This is a genomic window from Bartonella sp. ML69XJBT (assembly GCF_028618515.1).
Lineage (GTDB): Bacteria > Pseudomonadota > Alphaproteobacteria > Rhizobiales > Rhizobiaceae > Bartonella.
The window spans coordinates 1-14,850 of the sequence record NZ_JAQITB010000020.1; the positions used below are offsets into that span (position 1 = coordinate 1).

The 14,850-nt window shown below is 38.8% G+C and carries 14 protein-coding genes and 1 pseudogene; 5 read left to right on the plus strand and 10 right to left on the minus strand.

Annotated features, from left to right (window positions below; translation table 11 throughout):
* Nucleotides 1-580: 580 nt before the first annotated feature.
* The 3 genes from PVV68_RS06620 to PVV68_RS06630 are packed head-to-tail and all read right to left on the minus strand — an operon-like array spanning nt 581 to nt 2,294.
* A complete protein-coding gene (locus PVV68_RS06620) occupies nt 581-1,117 on the minus strand; it encodes a hypothetical protein (RefSeq protein WP_273721327.1) in 537 nt (178 codons plus the stop codon).
* Nucleotides 1,118-1,162: 45 nt separating this feature from the next.
* Nucleotides 1,163-1,759, minus strand: a complete 597-nt coding sequence (locus PVV68_RS06625) for a hypothetical protein (RefSeq protein ID WP_273721325.1) — start codon at nt 1,757-1,759, stop codon at nt 1,163-1,165.
* 55 nt (nt 1,760-1,814) lie between these two features.
* Entirely contained in the window at nt 1,815-2,294 is a 480-nt protein-coding gene (locus tag PVV68_RS06630; protein WP_273721323.1) for a hypothetical protein, read from the minus strand.
* 836 nt (nt 2,295-3,130) lie between these two features.
* Between PVV68_RS06630 and PVV68_RS06635 the strand changes: the two genes are divergently transcribed.
* Nucleotides 3,131-3,685 (plus strand): hypothetical protein, encoded by a 555-nt coding sequence (locus PVV68_RS06635; protein WP_273721321.1) that lies wholly within the window; start codon nt 3,131-3,133, stop codon nt 3,683-3,685.
* A gap of 50 nt (nt 3,686-3,735) precedes the next feature.
* Here PVV68_RS06635 and PVV68_RS06640 read toward each other — a convergent pair whose 3' ends face one another.
* The 6 genes from PVV68_RS06640 to PVV68_RS06665 all read right to left on the minus strand — a co-directional run bounded on the left by PVV68_RS06640 (nt 3,736) and on the right by PVV68_RS06665 (nt 7,927).
* A complete protein-coding gene (locus PVV68_RS06640; protein ID WP_273721319.1) occupies nt 3,736-3,903 on the minus strand; it encodes a hypothetical protein in 168 nt (55 codons plus the stop codon).
* 507 nt (nt 3,904-4,410) lie between these two features.
* On the minus strand, nt 4,411-4,635 hold the full coding sequence (locus PVV68_RS06645) for a hypothetical protein (protein ID WP_273721318.1): 225 nt from the start codon (nt 4,633-4,635) through the stop codon (nt 4,411-4,413).
* Nucleotides 4,625-5,143, minus strand: a complete 519-nt coding sequence (locus PVV68_RS06650) for a hypothetical protein (RefSeq protein ID WP_273782787.1) — start codon at nt 5,141-5,143, stop codon at nt 4,625-4,627. Before PVV68_RS06650 ends, PVV68_RS06645 begins: the two co-directional genes overlap by 11 nt.
* 36 nt (nt 5,144-5,179) lie before the next feature.
* The gene (locus PVV68_RS06655) at nt 5,180-5,737 is read right to left on the minus strand and encodes a hypothetical protein (RefSeq protein WP_273721315.1); all 558 of its coding nucleotides are present in this window, start codon (nt 5,735-5,737) and stop codon (nt 5,180-5,182) included.
* A 19-nt stretch (nt 5,738-5,756) separates the two neighbouring features.
* Nucleotides 5,757-6,275 carry a hypothetical protein gene (locus PVV68_RS06660; protein ID WP_273782788.1) on the minus strand — a complete coding sequence of 173 codons (519 nt, stop codon included), beginning with the start codon at nt 6,273-6,275 and terminating at the stop codon, nt 5,757-5,759.
* Nucleotides 6,276-7,495: 1,220 nt separating this feature from the next.
* A complete protein-coding gene (locus tag PVV68_RS06665) occupies nt 7,496-7,927 on the minus strand; it encodes a hypothetical protein (RefSeq protein ID WP_273721311.1) in 432 nt (143 codons plus the stop codon).
* 1,170 nt (nt 7,928-9,097) lie between these two features.
* Here PVV68_RS06665 and PVV68_RS06670 point away from each other — a divergent pair.
* Complete coding sequence (locus PVV68_RS06670) at nt 9,098-9,643, plus strand: hypothetical protein (RefSeq protein WP_273721308.1); 546 nt, start codon at nt 9,098-9,100, stop codon at nt 9,641-9,643.
* Between the two features lie 145 nt (nt 9,644-9,788).
* Nucleotides 9,789-10,169, plus strand: a pseudogene (locus tag PVV68_RS06675) (YopJ family acetyltransferase); the annotation flags it as partial.
* 419 nt (nt 10,170-10,588) lie between these two features.
* On the opposite strand, the gene PVV68_RS06680 reads toward PVV68_RS06675, so the two are convergent.
* Nucleotides 10,589-11,068 (minus strand): hypothetical protein, encoded by a 480-nt coding sequence (locus PVV68_RS06680; protein WP_273782789.1) that lies wholly within the window; start codon nt 11,066-11,068, stop codon nt 10,589-10,591.
* A 1,327-nt stretch (nt 11,069-12,395) separates the two neighbouring features.
* Here PVV68_RS06680 and PVV68_RS06685 point away from each other — a divergent pair.
* Together PVV68_RS06685 and PVV68_RS06690 are read left to right on the plus strand one after the other, a co-directional pair.
* Nucleotides 12,396-13,310: a YopJ/AvrA family T3SS effector serine/threonine acetyltransferase gene (locus tag PVV68_RS06685; protein ID WP_273782791.1), complete on the plus strand. Its 915-nt coding sequence runs from the start codon at nt 12,396-12,398 to the stop codon at nt 13,308-13,310.
* A 538-nt stretch (nt 13,311-13,848) separates the two neighbouring features.
* Nucleotides 13,849-14,787 carry a YopJ/AvrA family T3SS effector serine/threonine acetyltransferase gene (locus PVV68_RS06690; RefSeq protein ID WP_273782793.1) on the plus strand — a complete coding sequence of 313 codons (939 nt, stop codon included), beginning with the start codon at nt 13,849-13,851 and terminating at the stop codon, nt 14,785-14,787.
* The last annotated feature ends 63 nt before the right edge of the window (nt 14,788-14,850 follow it).

The following is a 14,850-nucleotide window of genomic DNA, read 5'->3' on the forward strand; positions in this document are numbered from 1 at the left end:
AAAGACGAGAAAACAAGCCCAAAACAAAACGAGCAGGAGAAACATCACCTACCCCATAACCACGCTAGCCACCATTTTTCCCAAAGGAAGCAACAAGATCAGAAACTTTAGAGAGAGAGGCATTTGCAAAGAGGAGGACGATCAGAGAAATATTCTGTATGATAAGAGCTATAGTCTCTTGCCTGTTTTGCTGTCTTGTATATGAATTCCCTAACAATAACCTTGTAGAGATTACGTTGTGACCTGATCAAAGGGCTTTCTAATTGCCAGCTCTTTTCTCAACAAACACCTCAAGAAAACACCCCCATAGGATGCGCCCCCCTGAAAACCATTAGAAAGATGAGAACCGTGATAAAGAGAAATGCATACGCCACTATGGATGACGACCAAACCTTCGCCCTCTTTCCCATGTCTGAAAAAAGGCTATGTCGTGTTGTTCTCTCTTCTCATTTTTTTTACTTTGCAATACAGCCATGCCCGCTTTATAAACAGATAATAAAGAACCAAAACTGGCACAATAACTAAAAAGCCGGTTATTGTTGAAGACAAAAAAGAGAGAACCAAGAATGTTGCAAAACTACTAGTCATTTTTGCCTCCAAGCGCATTTTGCATGCTAATTCTTTTATCTTGTTGTACGATTTCTTCTTCCCATTGCTGGATTGTTTTTCTCAATTTACCCGTCAATTTGAGGCATAGCAACCCAACGATCGGTGCCAAGAACAGAAAAGCTTCCGATAGACAACTTAACAGAAGAATTATAACGCCACTTACATCACCCTTCCAACCTGCTGTATTTGCAGTCAAGAGTGCAGCTCTTAAAAGCACCATGAGGAGAGAGAGGACACATATTATTTTAAACTCTTTTGGCCAAAGCAACATGGATTGTTTGAAAGAAAGAAGGCGGGTTTTCGTATCAAGCGCTGCATTTTTTTCTATCGTTCCCCGCTGTTGAAAAGGCGCAAGATGTCCCGCATTCTTTTTCAGTTTTTCAAGCATATGAAAGTATAATTTTGCCCGCTTTATGAAAAAATAATGAAGCCCAATCAAAACCATAAATATGACAATGCCTATGATGATGAGTCCTAGCAGACCCCAATATCCTATAAAAAGAAGCACTTTTTTCCCCTCTTACATTTTGTGTACTTATCGATTGAGTGACACTTAGGCAAGCTTTTCTAACCTTTTCATATTCTTTTTCACTTTCTGATTAACTATACCGTAGAAGATTAAAATCACTGGTAAAGAGAAAGCAACCAATGCCGTGGCTAAAAACACTAACGCAACCATTATGATATAAAAACGAAATAATCCAGAACTCATATTCACTATTTGTTTTATGTCCATTCCTTGTGCAAATCCTTGTGCAAACTTTGCTCCTTCGATGACTAGTGAAAATGCGAAAGGCAGAAATATGAAGACAAATACAATAAGAGAAAAAATAAATATTCTCTTATAGTCCTTTTTTGAAAGCATCAAAGATTCTTGAAAGGAAGAGAGATAAGCTTTTGTGTTAAATGCTGGTCTCTTCTCCTTTATTTTGCTCCCATCACCACTCAAATGCTCTGTGGCATTCTTTTTTAGTTTCTCAAAAATTTGTTCCTCAAAAGTCTGAGACAACTTTCTTGCACGCTTAATACGCTTAATAAAGGAGTAATAAATTGCAATAATTGCCATAGTACTACAAACAGTAATCACACTATATATGACAATCATTGACCCAGCAGTTAATACTACGAACAATATCACCAAAAAATTCATTTTTTCCTCTCTTGTTCTATAAAGCCATTGAATCGCACTACTTTTGCGATTTTTCTCATTGCTGGATCATTTCTTTTAACTCACGATCCAAGAGAAAATGGAAGACAAGAATAACAGGAAAGAGCGTTGTAGTAATTCCAAAAATCTCTTGCGGAATAAAACATATAAAAGCCCAAACGCCATTCCATCCAGCGGCATGCCACAATTCTTGTATAGCCATTCCACTCGAAGAAAATGAGGGCAAGATTAAATCTTTAAAAAATTCTAAAGGTGTTTTGTGAAGATTTTCCTGAACCATTGCCATGAGCTTTTCCCTAGAGAGCACATGAAAATATTCCAAAGGTTTTATATACGTAATAGCGACAACACCCCCCAATAAGAGAACAGCCAAACAACAGATGACGACATAGTCTTTAGTTGAAAGAGCCAAGGCTTTTTTGAAAGAAAAAAGCTTCGATGCTTTATCAATAGCACCCCCAGACACAACAGCTACCTCACTGGCAAGAGACCCGTGTTGTGGTTTGTCTATGGTCATAAAAACACCCCCACACTTTTTCATTATCTGACAACACACACTAACGTGAGGGATTCATTTAAAGCTTTTTTTACAATTGTGCAAGTTCTCTCATGCTCTTATCAGCACGCTTTTTGTTCTTTCTCCCCACAAAGAGAAAATTTCATCCCGTTGATAAAAACGACAGAGCAAAGATTGGCAGAAGCGATACCATATTCCACAAACCTCTCCCATCAACAAAACCAATACCTCACCATCCCTTTGATTTGTTTGCTTCTTGCTCGTGGAAAATTTTTTTCAGTGAAAGCCCCAATAGAATAGACAAATGCAGAATATAAAAACTGCAAATGTAGAATGTACAAAAGCGTAACAAGAGCTATAAAGACGAGAAAACAAGCCCAAAACAAAACGAGCAGGAGAAACATCACCTACCCCATAACCACGCTAGCCACCATTTTTCCCAAAGGAAGCAACAAGATCAGAAACTTTAGAGAGAGAGGCATTTGCAAAGAGGAGGACGATCAGAGAAATATTCTGTATGATAAGAGCTATAGTCTCTTGCCTGTTTTGCTGTCTTGTATATGAATTCCCTAACAATAACCTTGTAGAGATGATGTTGTGACCTGATCAAAGGGCTTTCTAATTGCCAGCTCTTTTCTCAACAAACACCTCAAGACCCCCCATAGGATGCGTGTATCAGATAGTCAATACATTGTTTATAATCATAATTCATTGTTTTGCATATGGAATAAAAGTCCAAAATACCATAAGATTTTCTTATTTCAATCCTTTCCCATGTTGAAGCAATCAAAATCTCTCGCTTGCACACCACAAGTGGCATGAGCATGTGAATACAAATGTGGTACGAAAAAACTAAAAATGCCTCTTATGAATCGTCTCAGGTAGCAAGGACTGTTGCAGCATTGGGAGCTGACAAAATGAATGATGGTGCCGACTTGCTCCTTCATAAGCGGAAAGTGGTGGTGCTCAATGGATTTACCGTTATACCACCAACAAGCGACGCCATGACACGAAACCACTATGCACACACCCTTATGGATGACAACCAAACCTTCTCTCCCATGTATGAAAAAAACGCTCTATCGTTTTCTCCACACTGTTCATTCTTTTCTTACGGTTCAAACCAAGCAAAACACTGCCCAAAACCCATACCCCACAACGCATGCTTTAAAAAACATACACCCAACAGCAAAACCAACGAAAAATACCCATCGCCGAAGAAAGGACTAAAACACCCCTCCCCGATTAACATGCGTATTGACAGCCATAATTCTGCAAAACACTCCGTTTTTAAAACAAAAAGAAGATTAACAGAACATCTTCATCACAGCTTTCATAAAGCGCTTCGTACTGTTTTCTCAAAAATATTCTCATTTTCTCTCTCCCGTTAAGATCTTTCTAGATGATTTCCCAATTGCTGGCTATTTTCTCGACAAACACCTCAAGAAAACACTCCCATAGAATGCGCGCGCCCCACAAAAACCGATATACACACACCCTTATGGATGACAACCAAACCTTCTCTCCCATGTCTGAAAAAACGCTCTATCGTTTTCTCCACACTGTTCATTCTTTTCTCACGGTTCAAACCAGGCAAAACACTGCCCAAAACCCATACCCCACAACGCATGCTTTAAAAAACATACAGCCAACATAAAAGCCAACGAACAATACCCCCACACAGGAGAAAGGACTAAAACACTCCTCGCCGACTACTCTCACCCCTCCTCTCTCACAATCTGTGATGAACTCCATTTTTCTACTGGCTTTCTTTTTTCCATTGTTACATGATTTTTTCAAACCTCTCATAAAAAGTGCTCAAAAAATCAAAACCCATAGCAAACACAAAATCAGCAGTAAAAACACCCCATTCACTCTTTCACAAAACGCCCCTCACTTCTCCCAACACAGCCAAATATTCAATAAGAAAGAAACAGCATAGCCAACAATCCACACCAGCAGTTTTCAAAAGAAAGAGGAAATCTTATTCCCCCATACTCTGCCAGCGTATTACAACGAAAGTCGTCAGCATAACCGTGAAAAGAGAGAAGCTTTGTCTTGAAAAGGTCAAGTTTTTTACGAGGCTTTTTGAAATAATGAAACAAAAGTGCCTTTATCAAACACTGAATTCTGTTTCATCTTTCGGGTCTTGTTTTGCTATTCTTCCAAGTTCTCTATTGCGTTCTTGAAGCGCTTTGAGTTGTTTTTTCACTTTGTAATACAGCCTTGCCCGCTTCATAAATACGTAATAAATGACCAAAACCGGCATAGTCACTAAAATGCCTATGATTGTCGAAGACAAAAAAGAGAGAGCTGTTAATGTTATAAAACTACCCATCATTTTTCTCCCCATGCCTATCTGGTATAAGAGGTGCATCTTGTTGTACAATTTTTTCTTCCAACTGCTGCATCATTTTCCTCAATTTACCCGTCAACTTTATGCATAATACCCCAATGAGAGGTGCCAAGGCAAGAAAACAAACCGATAGAAAATTGAACAGCACAGTGAAAACAGCACTCACATCACTCCTCCAACCTGCCAACTTTACTGTCGAGAAGACAGCATAGAACAAAGCGATGCTAAGGGAGAGAAAGAAGAGTCTTTTACATTCTTTTGGCCAAAGAAACAGAGATTCTTTAAACGCAAAAGAATGCATGTCTGTATCACAGTTTTGTTCTGCCACGTGCCCTTTATCAGCAAGATGGCTATTTTTCAGCTCTTTCAGCATATGAAAATACAACCTTGCCCGCTTGATGAAAAAATAATGAAGCCCGATGATCACCATACAGAGCATAGAAGCCAACATGATACGCCCTAGCAGACTACAATATTTGATAAAAAACAGCACTTTTCCCTCTCACATTCTACTGATTGCATTTCTGTTTTAAGTAAAATTGTTCACGATCTTGATCATCTTTTTTACTCTCAGATGGAGTCTGGCATGAAGGAGCAAAAAGATTGGGAAGGAAAACGCAACAAACACAAAAATGATATAGAGAAACACACCATTGACCATAAAAAAAGTAAACGACCAATCACCACTGTCCATCAATTTTTGTATAGGAACGCCATTTGTTGTCACCTCTGCTATCACCATAAAACATGAAACGAGAAAAGGCATAACGAGGATAAAAAGGACGATAAAAGAGAATTTGAAGATTCTTTTATAATCTTTTTTTGAAAACATCATGGCTTCTTTAAACGAGGCGAGATAAGCTTCTCTATCAAAGACTGGCTCCTCTTCTCCCCTCTCATGACAAAGTACCTCACGTACTTCGAAGATTTCTAGTTTCTCACGCGACTTGGCAAGCACTTCACTACGCTTAAAAAAAGAGTAATAAAACACGACAATGGCAATAATGGCAAAAACACTTATCATGCTATAGACCACCATCATGGATAGAATGGTCAATATTGCTGTGCCTGCTGACAAAAAAGTCACATTTTCCTCCCTACTTATTTTATGAAGTAACCGGATCACACTCTTCGGGCGATTTCTCCACTTGCTGGACCATTTCTTGCAATTCACCCTTCAACATGAAATGGAAGACAAAAATGATAGGAAAGAGGATTTGAGCAATTCCAAAAAGCATTTGCGGAATAAGACAGATAAAAGCCCAAACACTCTCCCACCCAGCTCTACTCCACAATTCTTGCATATAGATTCCATCCCATGAAATTTGTCCCAAGAATAAATCTTTCAGATTTTCCAGAAACGTCCCATGAAAATTTTTCTGAATCATTGCCGTGAACTGTTCTTCAGACAATCCATGAAAGCATTTCATAAAATTGTTGTATATAACAACCACCACTATGAGAGACAGAGCGCCGATGATGAGGTAATCTTTTGTTGACAGAACAGAGGTTTTTTTGCAAGAAAAAAGCTTTGATTTCTGATCAAACACCCCCTGTGAGACAACAGCCGTATCACTGCGAACAAACACCTGTTGTTGCTCATCTTGCGATTTATCTATACGCATACCCCCACTCCTTAAATGTTTGATAGCACGCATCAATATGAGGCATTCATTTAAAGCTTTTCGCAAGATTTCGCAAGCTCTCTCTGTGGAACATACTTTTCAGTTTCTCCTTGCCAAAAGGCCTTTAACCCCTTTTGATAACAGCCTCGCACACAAGAAGAAACAAAGAGCAAAAACAATATAATATCCACGTGCATCTCCAATGGGCAAAGCACAACAAAGAGGAGGAAAAATGATCCATTATTTTCCCTCTCCCATTCCAGAGACCAAACGCTGAACTCTTTTGAAACAAACTTTTTAGACAAACAGCGCTCTCATGCCTTTGAGAAACATTACCCTGTAAAAGAGAGTGTTTTGTACACTTCGTTATTTGAGAGATTATTTTATTTTGGTGTCAGATGATTTTTCAAGGGACCATTTTTCAAGTACGGAATATTTTTTCAACAAACCCAAATGGTGCCCCAAAGAAGAGACGCAATGAACATAGACTGAGAGAGGTTCGCCCGCATAATAAGAACAGCAATATCATGCTCTTCACATTTGCTAAAATGCTTTTTTTGCTTTGAGACACATGCAACTTGCCCATTTTTACTGCCTGAAATCTCATAAGAATGAATGTCAAAACGGCTGTCCACGCCAATAGAAACGCACAGCACGCAAGAAACTGCACCAACATCATAAAAATTTGATGATACAATTTTTCCTTTAGCAGCAGCCTTCTTCTTTTAAAACAACTAAGCTAACCGAAAACAACTAAGCTAACCGAAAACAACTAAGCTAACCGAAAACAACTAAGCTAACCGAAAACAACTAAGCTAACCGAAAACAACTAAGCTAACCGAAAACAACTAAGCTAACCGAAAACAACTAAGCTAACCGAAAACAACTAAGCTAACCGAAAACAACTAAGCTAACCGAAAACAACTAAGCTAACCGAAACTCATTGAAAAAATGGGGTATTTGCAAGAAAGAAGCAACATTTTTTTATCAAATTTTGCATTTTGCTTCTTTTTCTTTTCACCACTTTATCAAAAGTCCTGTTCCCCTTTAAGGCCTTTCGTTCAGTTCCTTTTCCAGGTTAAGATATAATCTCACCCGTTTGACAAAAAAGTAATAAACGCCGACAATAAGCATACTGTTTAACACAGAAATGATGATAAGCCCAAAAAACGCAAGAATACCTAATAATGCTGTAATAAGAATCATTTTCTTCCCCTATTTTATGCAGTACCTGATTTTTTCTGCTGTTGAGATGCTTTTTGTTCCAATTTCTCAAACATATTTTTCAATCTACGATCCAATATGTAATGTAACACCAAAACAACAGGTAAGAAGATCACCGACAATCCCCACAGCAAAGCTGGCAGGAAGACAAGAAAGTCAATAAAGCCACCCCCCCCAGTATAAACTCCACCAATAAACAGCCCAAAGAAAAACATTGGCAGATACACTGCACGCAAAGCGCCTAAGAGCAACAGAACTATAGCGATACAGAAGATTATTTTATAATCTCTCATGGAAAGCATCATAGCTTCTTTGAAAGTAAAAAGTTTTGATCCTTTAGCGAAAGTTGCATGTGACGCAGTCTGTGCATTCCCTTGCGCTTGAAAAGATTCCTGCTGTGGCTTGTTGTGTTGTTGATTGATTGTCATGCTGACAGTCCCCCACTTTCTTTTTTTACCAACCGCCTCCCTTGAGGCATCTGCTTAGAGCACTCTCATCATTTCTCCCACGCATCAACATGGATAACAAAAAACTTCCACACCAACTGGATGTCTCTCTTTTGCAAAATCCAAAAGCAGGGCTAAAAATACGACAGCTCTGTATGTTTTGATGAACCAACACACAGATGAAGGCATTTGATCGCTTTATGCATTAAAGACATCTTTATCAGTCTCAAAAAAAAAATCAAGCCCCTTTTCAAGCTTCCATTTCACATGAAGCAAAGCTGTTTCAAATAGGCAACACCCACGCCTTTTTAGACCAATATTCGCCCATAAAAAAACAGCTCCGCTCAAAAACAACCGAAAGGAAACCACAACGGAAAAAAACAGAAAACACCCCATCATTTTAGAATAGTCTCATGGTCAAATCTCTTTTATAGAACCGCAAAAATGAAGCAGTAATTGCCACTATAAAGGATATTTATAAAAATCAAGATGGATAAAAAAGAAAACACCCCTCTCAATTCGTCTGAACCGATATTTGGTTATTCATATGCATTATCAATATATTATCAATATTTACTTGAAAATATCAGCCCTGTTGTGATATTATAAATAGGGATAAACTATTCAACACAAGATAACTTTATCCTTTAAAGTGGATAAACTATGCTTCACAACATAATACGCATCAAGCTTCTTCGTTTTGTACCCCAGAAAAAAACGATCAGAAAAACGGTACCCACTAGAGAGAAGCTTGCAAACTTCTATAGAACTGTCTCAAACAGAATGAGCAATAAAACATCTCATCAAAACACACAATCCCATTTTTCATAAAAATATTGTGTTTTTGGGGATGGTATTTGGCAAAAATGATTTTTCCCTACAGGAGTCAAAAATCTCTGTAGAAAGTAAAGTATGTGACTATAAATGATAAGATAAAGGATAGTGAACAACTGATAACAAAAGTTTTTGCCATTTCTAAAGACACTTTCATTTGAGGGAGAAAAGACAATTTTATAACGTCTGTTTTTTTTATCAGCAGCCATCATTCTTTCCCCCCTATGCGCTTCCATCCCTATGCACATTCACCCCCCGAGCTTTTTGCACTGTTACGATTCTTAAACAGACAGTTTTTTTAATTCAAATGGTATGTTCATGAAAATAGCTAAAAAACGCGGTAGACCGAGGATAACAGGAAAATTAAGAGAACCCAATGGGCGTATTTCACGCGCTAAAACCCCCCGTTCTCCTTCTCCTCAACAGACCATTGAAATGCGTGCAAAACACTTTGGTTTGACCATAGAAGAAGCAAAAAATCCGCTGGTTGCTAGCTATATTGGACGACTTTGTTTACTTGGCTCTAAACAGGATGCCTTAGGCATCAGTAAAGAGCAATATGATACTGCGCAACAGTATCTGCAAATCAGAAATGACTATTTATGTGCAAAAGGTTTACCAAATGGCTATTATGATGATTTTTCCCACACTTCCGATGAAAAAGCACAAAAACAATGGATAGAAAGAGCAACCAACCACTATGAGAAGATGCAAGAAGTGATTAAGGAAGCACAACATCTACATCGCCAACATCACTTTCATGCTGCACTACAATATCTTGTTGTCGAGGATCAACCGCTTTCCTCTCTTGTTTGTTCCTTACGGATGATTCTTGATGTGCTCCATCAATATTTTGCAGGTTAAGCTTATTCCCTCTTTCTTTGTGACTTAAAGAATGAGCCTCTCACAAAAGCACAACAGCAAAAATATTGCCGCAAGATGCCCTATAGAGAGAGAGCATAACACGCTCTGCTTCACAAAATAACAACCTGAAAAAGAGCAGACAAATCGCAAATATCCAGAAATGCATCTTAAACTTGCGATGACTCCAGAAGACCTTTCCCTCTCACCAAAAGAAACGATTGATGCTGGAATTCACGCGTCCAGGCACAGAGTAAACTCAGGAAGCAGCAGAATCCATTTTGCGGTACTTGATCACAGAACCATCGAGAACAAGACATCTTTGATATTCTCTGAATCGACAGCATTTCAGCATAAGAGTGCAGCCATGTGAGGATTGAGAACAGAACAAGCCATTCAAGATTGCCAATTGCCTGATTGTCATTTTTCCATGGTAGAAATGGACATTCAACGCAGTTCTTCTGAATGTGGCATGTTTAGTTTAGCGCTTGCCAAAAAACTTTATCGTGAATCTGGGAAATTAAGATGACACAATCAAAGTGTAAAGAATGTAAAACGCTCTCATCAAAAACCGCGCCACTAAACCCGCCAAGAACAGTGCCAACCAGCACCAAAAGCAAACAACCAGACACCAGCACAAACCGTCAATACAAACCATCAGCGCCAATCACCAACGCTAATCCCCACAAACGCCACCAACATGAGCACTTATTTTTGTAAGCCCGCCGCCTTATGGTGTAATTTTACATCCCGTTTATTCTTGGCAGGCGGGACAAAAAATCATTTTTAGCATATCAATTATGCCTTACCTTGTGTGAGGCTTTTTGATAGAGAACTTTATACGAAAAAGATCAAATACAAACCATCAACACCCGCCACCCACCACCTCAAAATCCCACTACCAGGTACAACCAATCTTATGGTTGCATCTTGGCAAAGTCAGACTTTTTATCCCCAAAAAGCATTTATTTTCAGCATGCCCACTACTTTGGCCAAAGATTTGATAGATCCTATATAAGCACGCACCACACCACCCGCCACATCACCTCCCACACCACCTGCCACACCACCCACCACACCACCTCCCACACCACTTTCCACACCACCTCCCACACCACCTGCCACATCACCTACCACACCACCTCCCACACCACCTGCCACACCACCCACCACACCACCTACCACACCACCTCCCACACCACCTGCCACACCACCCACCACACCACCTACCACACCACCTCCCACACCACCCGCCACATCACTTTCCACACCACCCGCCACACCACCTCCCACACCACCCGCCACACCACCTGCCACACCACCCACCACACCACCTCCCACACCACTTTCCACACCACCTCCCACACCACCCGCCACATCACCTTCCACATCACCAACTTTGGCAAAAGCATCTTTTCCTCCTCCCAAAGAGAACAAAGCGTTTGTGCGATATTTGAAAAATACTTTCCGATTGGAACGATAAAATTTGCGCCATAATCAGCGGATTTACTAAAATAAAAATATCAGATTCCACTTTTTCTCTTGACAAGAGAGGAAAAATGGTATTTAATGACATGTGCGGGGAGAGGTTTTTTATATCTTTATTCTTACAATTACATCCCTATAATATTGTAGAATATGGTGGATTTTCTTCCCGTCCTCACAGTAATTGAGATTTCTATCACCACAAATTCGTGAACAATCCAGTTTTTTCCTTAAAAAATCCGGTTTTTTATTGAGCACATTGCTCTTACCGCTTCCTATGCTTCACTGAATAAAATCCAACAAGACCACAAATCTTAAAGCAAGCAGTGCCCTCAATATTGCCCCACTCCCCCAAATCCCCCCAAAATATTCCATGTGGGAAAATGTTATATGCCTTATATTACAACCCTAAACGCTGGTATTTTACGGTATAGATAATCCGTCTCAAATTATAAAGATTGTAAGACTATTAAGAGAAGGAATATGAGAAAGAGGATATCCCCTCTCTTTTATTTCCATTTTTTCTCTCAACAAAGAAGAAGAAACGCCCCAATCGCTGTCACCTCGAACCTAACACGCGAGTACACGATATCAGCTATGCGGACTTCAAATCATCATCAGCAACAGCCACCATTGCATCCTCTCTCTTCTCCCATCATGAAGCATAAATTTGAACGAAATATTCAGAGCAAGAGCAAGCCAATAGGGACCCACAGTCCATTACAAAAGTGATCAAGAGATTTCCGGTAAGAAAAACCATCCGCCATTGGGTGAAATTTTCTTCCTTTACAAGAGACAAGGAGATCACTTTACACATGCAGAAAGTAGCAAAACATTTATGGAAAGAAAAACGGAGAAAGCAGCCAAGAAAGCAAACCTTCAAAGGAGATGACATCATTTTCATGAAAAAACAGTGTAAACACCTTTTTCATAAAAAGTTTGCTCTTCCTAACGCCTCCATACACAATGTAAAGAAAAAAGCAGGAAAAAAACTTTCGTTTGAACATATCAAGATAAAGTTGCAAGACACGCCAACTTCTCATTTTTACCAATTTTGCATGTGAGAGGACACGAGAATACACAATTCTAGAAAGCTTATCATTCCAACTTCAGCAAAGCTTTTTACAAAAATTTATCCACTTAAAAAAACGCCCTCATCACCTTCCCTTTCAAGATGAAAAAATCAAACACAATCAATCAATAAACATAATTAAGCCGGAATTGAGCAAATAATATTGAAAACCGCTTACAAGCATGGAGAATAAATATTATGAAACCGCAAGCTTCAAAAGACACCCCCCATAATTCATCAGCAACGCAAACAGGTGAAAGCGCAGATGAATCATTAGCAAGTCCTCTGGAAAGTTTAGAAAGTACCGCTGTTGAAAAACAAGAAGAGTTAAGAAATATTATTGAAAACTTAGAGAGTGCTATCATTAATAGTCGTTGGATGAAAGCCGATTACGCAAGTACAGATCTTAAAATGATGCCAGCTTTGGTAGAGCAGGCAAATCGTAAATATCCAGAAATGTGTCTTAAATTTGCGAAAACATCTTACGACTTTGCTTCCTTACTGAAAGAAACAATCGATGCTGGGATTCAATCTTCTAGATTCATAATTAGTATGAAAGATAGGGGTATTCATTTCGCGGTAATTGACCATAGAACCATTGAGGACAAAACATCGGTGATATTTTTTGAACCTACAACATTCAATAATATGACCCCAGCGATGCTGGCAATAAGAACGCAAATGGCTGTTCAATCTCAGCAATTGCCTGATTGTCATTTTTCCATGGTAGAAATGGACATTCAACGCAGTTCTTCTGAATGTGGCATGTTTAGTTTAGCGCTTGCCAAAAAACTTTATCAAGAATCTGAGAAATTAACAAGAATACACCAAGATAATATAAGCGGTGTATTATGTGAAGAAAACGCTCCCCTCCCTTCTGAAAAGTTGGATAAGTATCTTCCAGCAAGTTTTTATAAACACACGCAAGGCAGAACACGTCTTGGGGAATATATAAAATCAAATCCGGGGGCAGAACATGAAAAAGTAAACAAAAAAGATGAAACTCTTGTAGAGAGATTTGATAAAAACCTCGTTGAAGCAGAGGGAAAGACTGTCTCCGTTTCATCACATAGAAAAAGGATTTCTGAATACAAGTCTCTACTGACATTATGATGTTATTTTTGAACATTTTTATCCATACGCATAGCAAACAAAGCGCCACATTTCGACTAACGCATATTGGCAAATACGTTGATCATGCACCCTTTGTTTTGGCTTATAAGAGGCAAACAGTACAAGCCGCTTCCCTATTAAGACAAAACTGAGCTAATATCTCAAAAACAGTGACAGCAACCCTCTCCGAAATTCCAAAGCTCTTGTGTGATAATTCTTGTGTGATAAAAAAATATAATAAGGAAAAGAGTGCAAAAAGCTTTCATTCTAAAACATTAAGAGGACGTTACAAACAGATTCAAGTTTTTCATTTTTTACAGATTTTAAAGAAGCAGATAGCATCAAGATCACAATTCTAAAAAAAGCGATCGTTCTCATGAGCAAAGCTTTTTACAAAGATTTTTCCGCCTTAAAAGATGCCCTCATCACCTTCCCTTTCAAGATAAGAAAATCAATTAAAATCAATAAATAAACATAATTAAGCCGGAATTGAGCAAATAATATTGAAAACCAATGACAAGCATGGAGAGTCAATATTATGAAACCGCAAGCTTCAAAAGACACCCCCCATAATTCATCAGCAACGCAAACAGGTGAAAGCGCAGATGAATCATTAGCAAGTCTTCTTGCGCGTTTAGAGAGTAGCGCCGTTGAAACAAAAGAAGAAAATGTTGCCTTCAGTCATGAAGAGTTAAAAGGCATTATTGCAGGCTTAGAGGCTGATATCTCCAGTGGTCGTTGGATGAAAGCCTATTATGCAGATACAGATCTTAGGATGATGCCAGCTTTGGTAGAGCAGGCAAATCGTAAATATCCACAAATGCATCTTAAACTTGCGATGACTCCAGAAGACCTTTCCCTCTCACTAAAAGAAACGATTGATGCTGGAATTCACACGTCCAGGCACATAGTAAACTCAGGAAGCAGCAGAATCCATTTTGCGGTACTTGATCACAGAACCATCGAGAACAAGACATCTTTGATACTCTATGAACCTACAGCATTTCAGCATAAGAGTGCAGCCATGTTAGGATTGAGAACAGAACAAGCCATTCAAGATTGCCAATTGCCTGATTATCATTTTTCCATGGTAGAAATGGACATTCAACGCAGTTCTTCTGAATGTGGCATGTTTAGTTTAGCGCTTGCCAAAAAACTTTATCGAGAATCTGAGAAATTAACAAGAATACACCAAGATAATATAAGCGGTGTATTATGTGAAGAAAACGCTCCCCTCCCTTCTGAAAAGTTGGATAAGTATCTTCCAGCAAGTTTTTATAAACACACGCAAGGCAGAACACGTCTTGGGGAATATCTAAAATCAAATCCGGGGGCAGAACATGAAAAAGTAAACAAAAAAGATGAAACTCTTGTAGAGAGATTTGATAAAAACCTCGTTGAAGCAGAGGGAAAGACTGTCTCCGTTTCATCTCATAAGAAAAGGATTTCTGAATACAAATCCGCACTGACATTATGATGTTATTTTTGAAAGTTTTTGCCAATATGGATAGCAAATAAAATACCACATAATGCATTCATA

Bases quoted from the DNA above. Each gene is read 5' to 3' on its own strand.
- PVV68_RS06625 (WP_273721325.1), bottom strand. From the start codon at position 1,759: ATGAATTTTTTGGTGATATTGTTCGTAGTATTAACTGCTGGGTCAATG.
- PVV68_RS06630 (WP_273721323.1), bottom strand. From the start codon at position 2,294: ATGACCATAGACAAACCACAACACGGGTCTCTTGCCAGTGAGGTAGCT.
- PVV68_RS06635 (WP_273721321.1), top strand. From the start codon at position 3,131: ATGTGGTACGAAAAAACTAAAAATGCCTCTTATGAATCGTCTCAGGTA.
- PVV68_RS06645 (WP_273721318.1), bottom strand. From the start codon at position 4,635: ATGATGGGTAGTTTTATAACATTAACAGCTCTCTCTTTTTTGTCTTCG.
- PVV68_RS06660 (WP_273782788.1), bottom strand. From the start codon at position 6,275: ATGCGTATAGATAAATCGCAAGATGAGCAACAACAGGTGTTTGTTCGC.
- PVV68_RS06665 (WP_273721311.1), bottom strand. From the start codon at position 7,927: ATGACAATCAATCAACAACACAACAAGCCACAGCAGGAATCTTTTCAA.
- PVV68_RS06670 (WP_273721308.1), top strand. From the start codon at position 9,098: ATGAAAATAGCTAAAAAACGCGGTAGACCGAGGATAACAGGAAAATTA.
- PVV68_RS06685 (WP_273782791.1), top strand. From the start codon at position 12,396: ATGAAACCGCAAGCTTCAAAAGACACCCCCCATAATTCATCAGCAACG.
- PVV68_RS06690 (WP_273782793.1), top strand. From the start codon at position 13,849: ATGAAACCGCAAGCTTCAAAAGACACCCCCCATAATTCATCAGCAACG.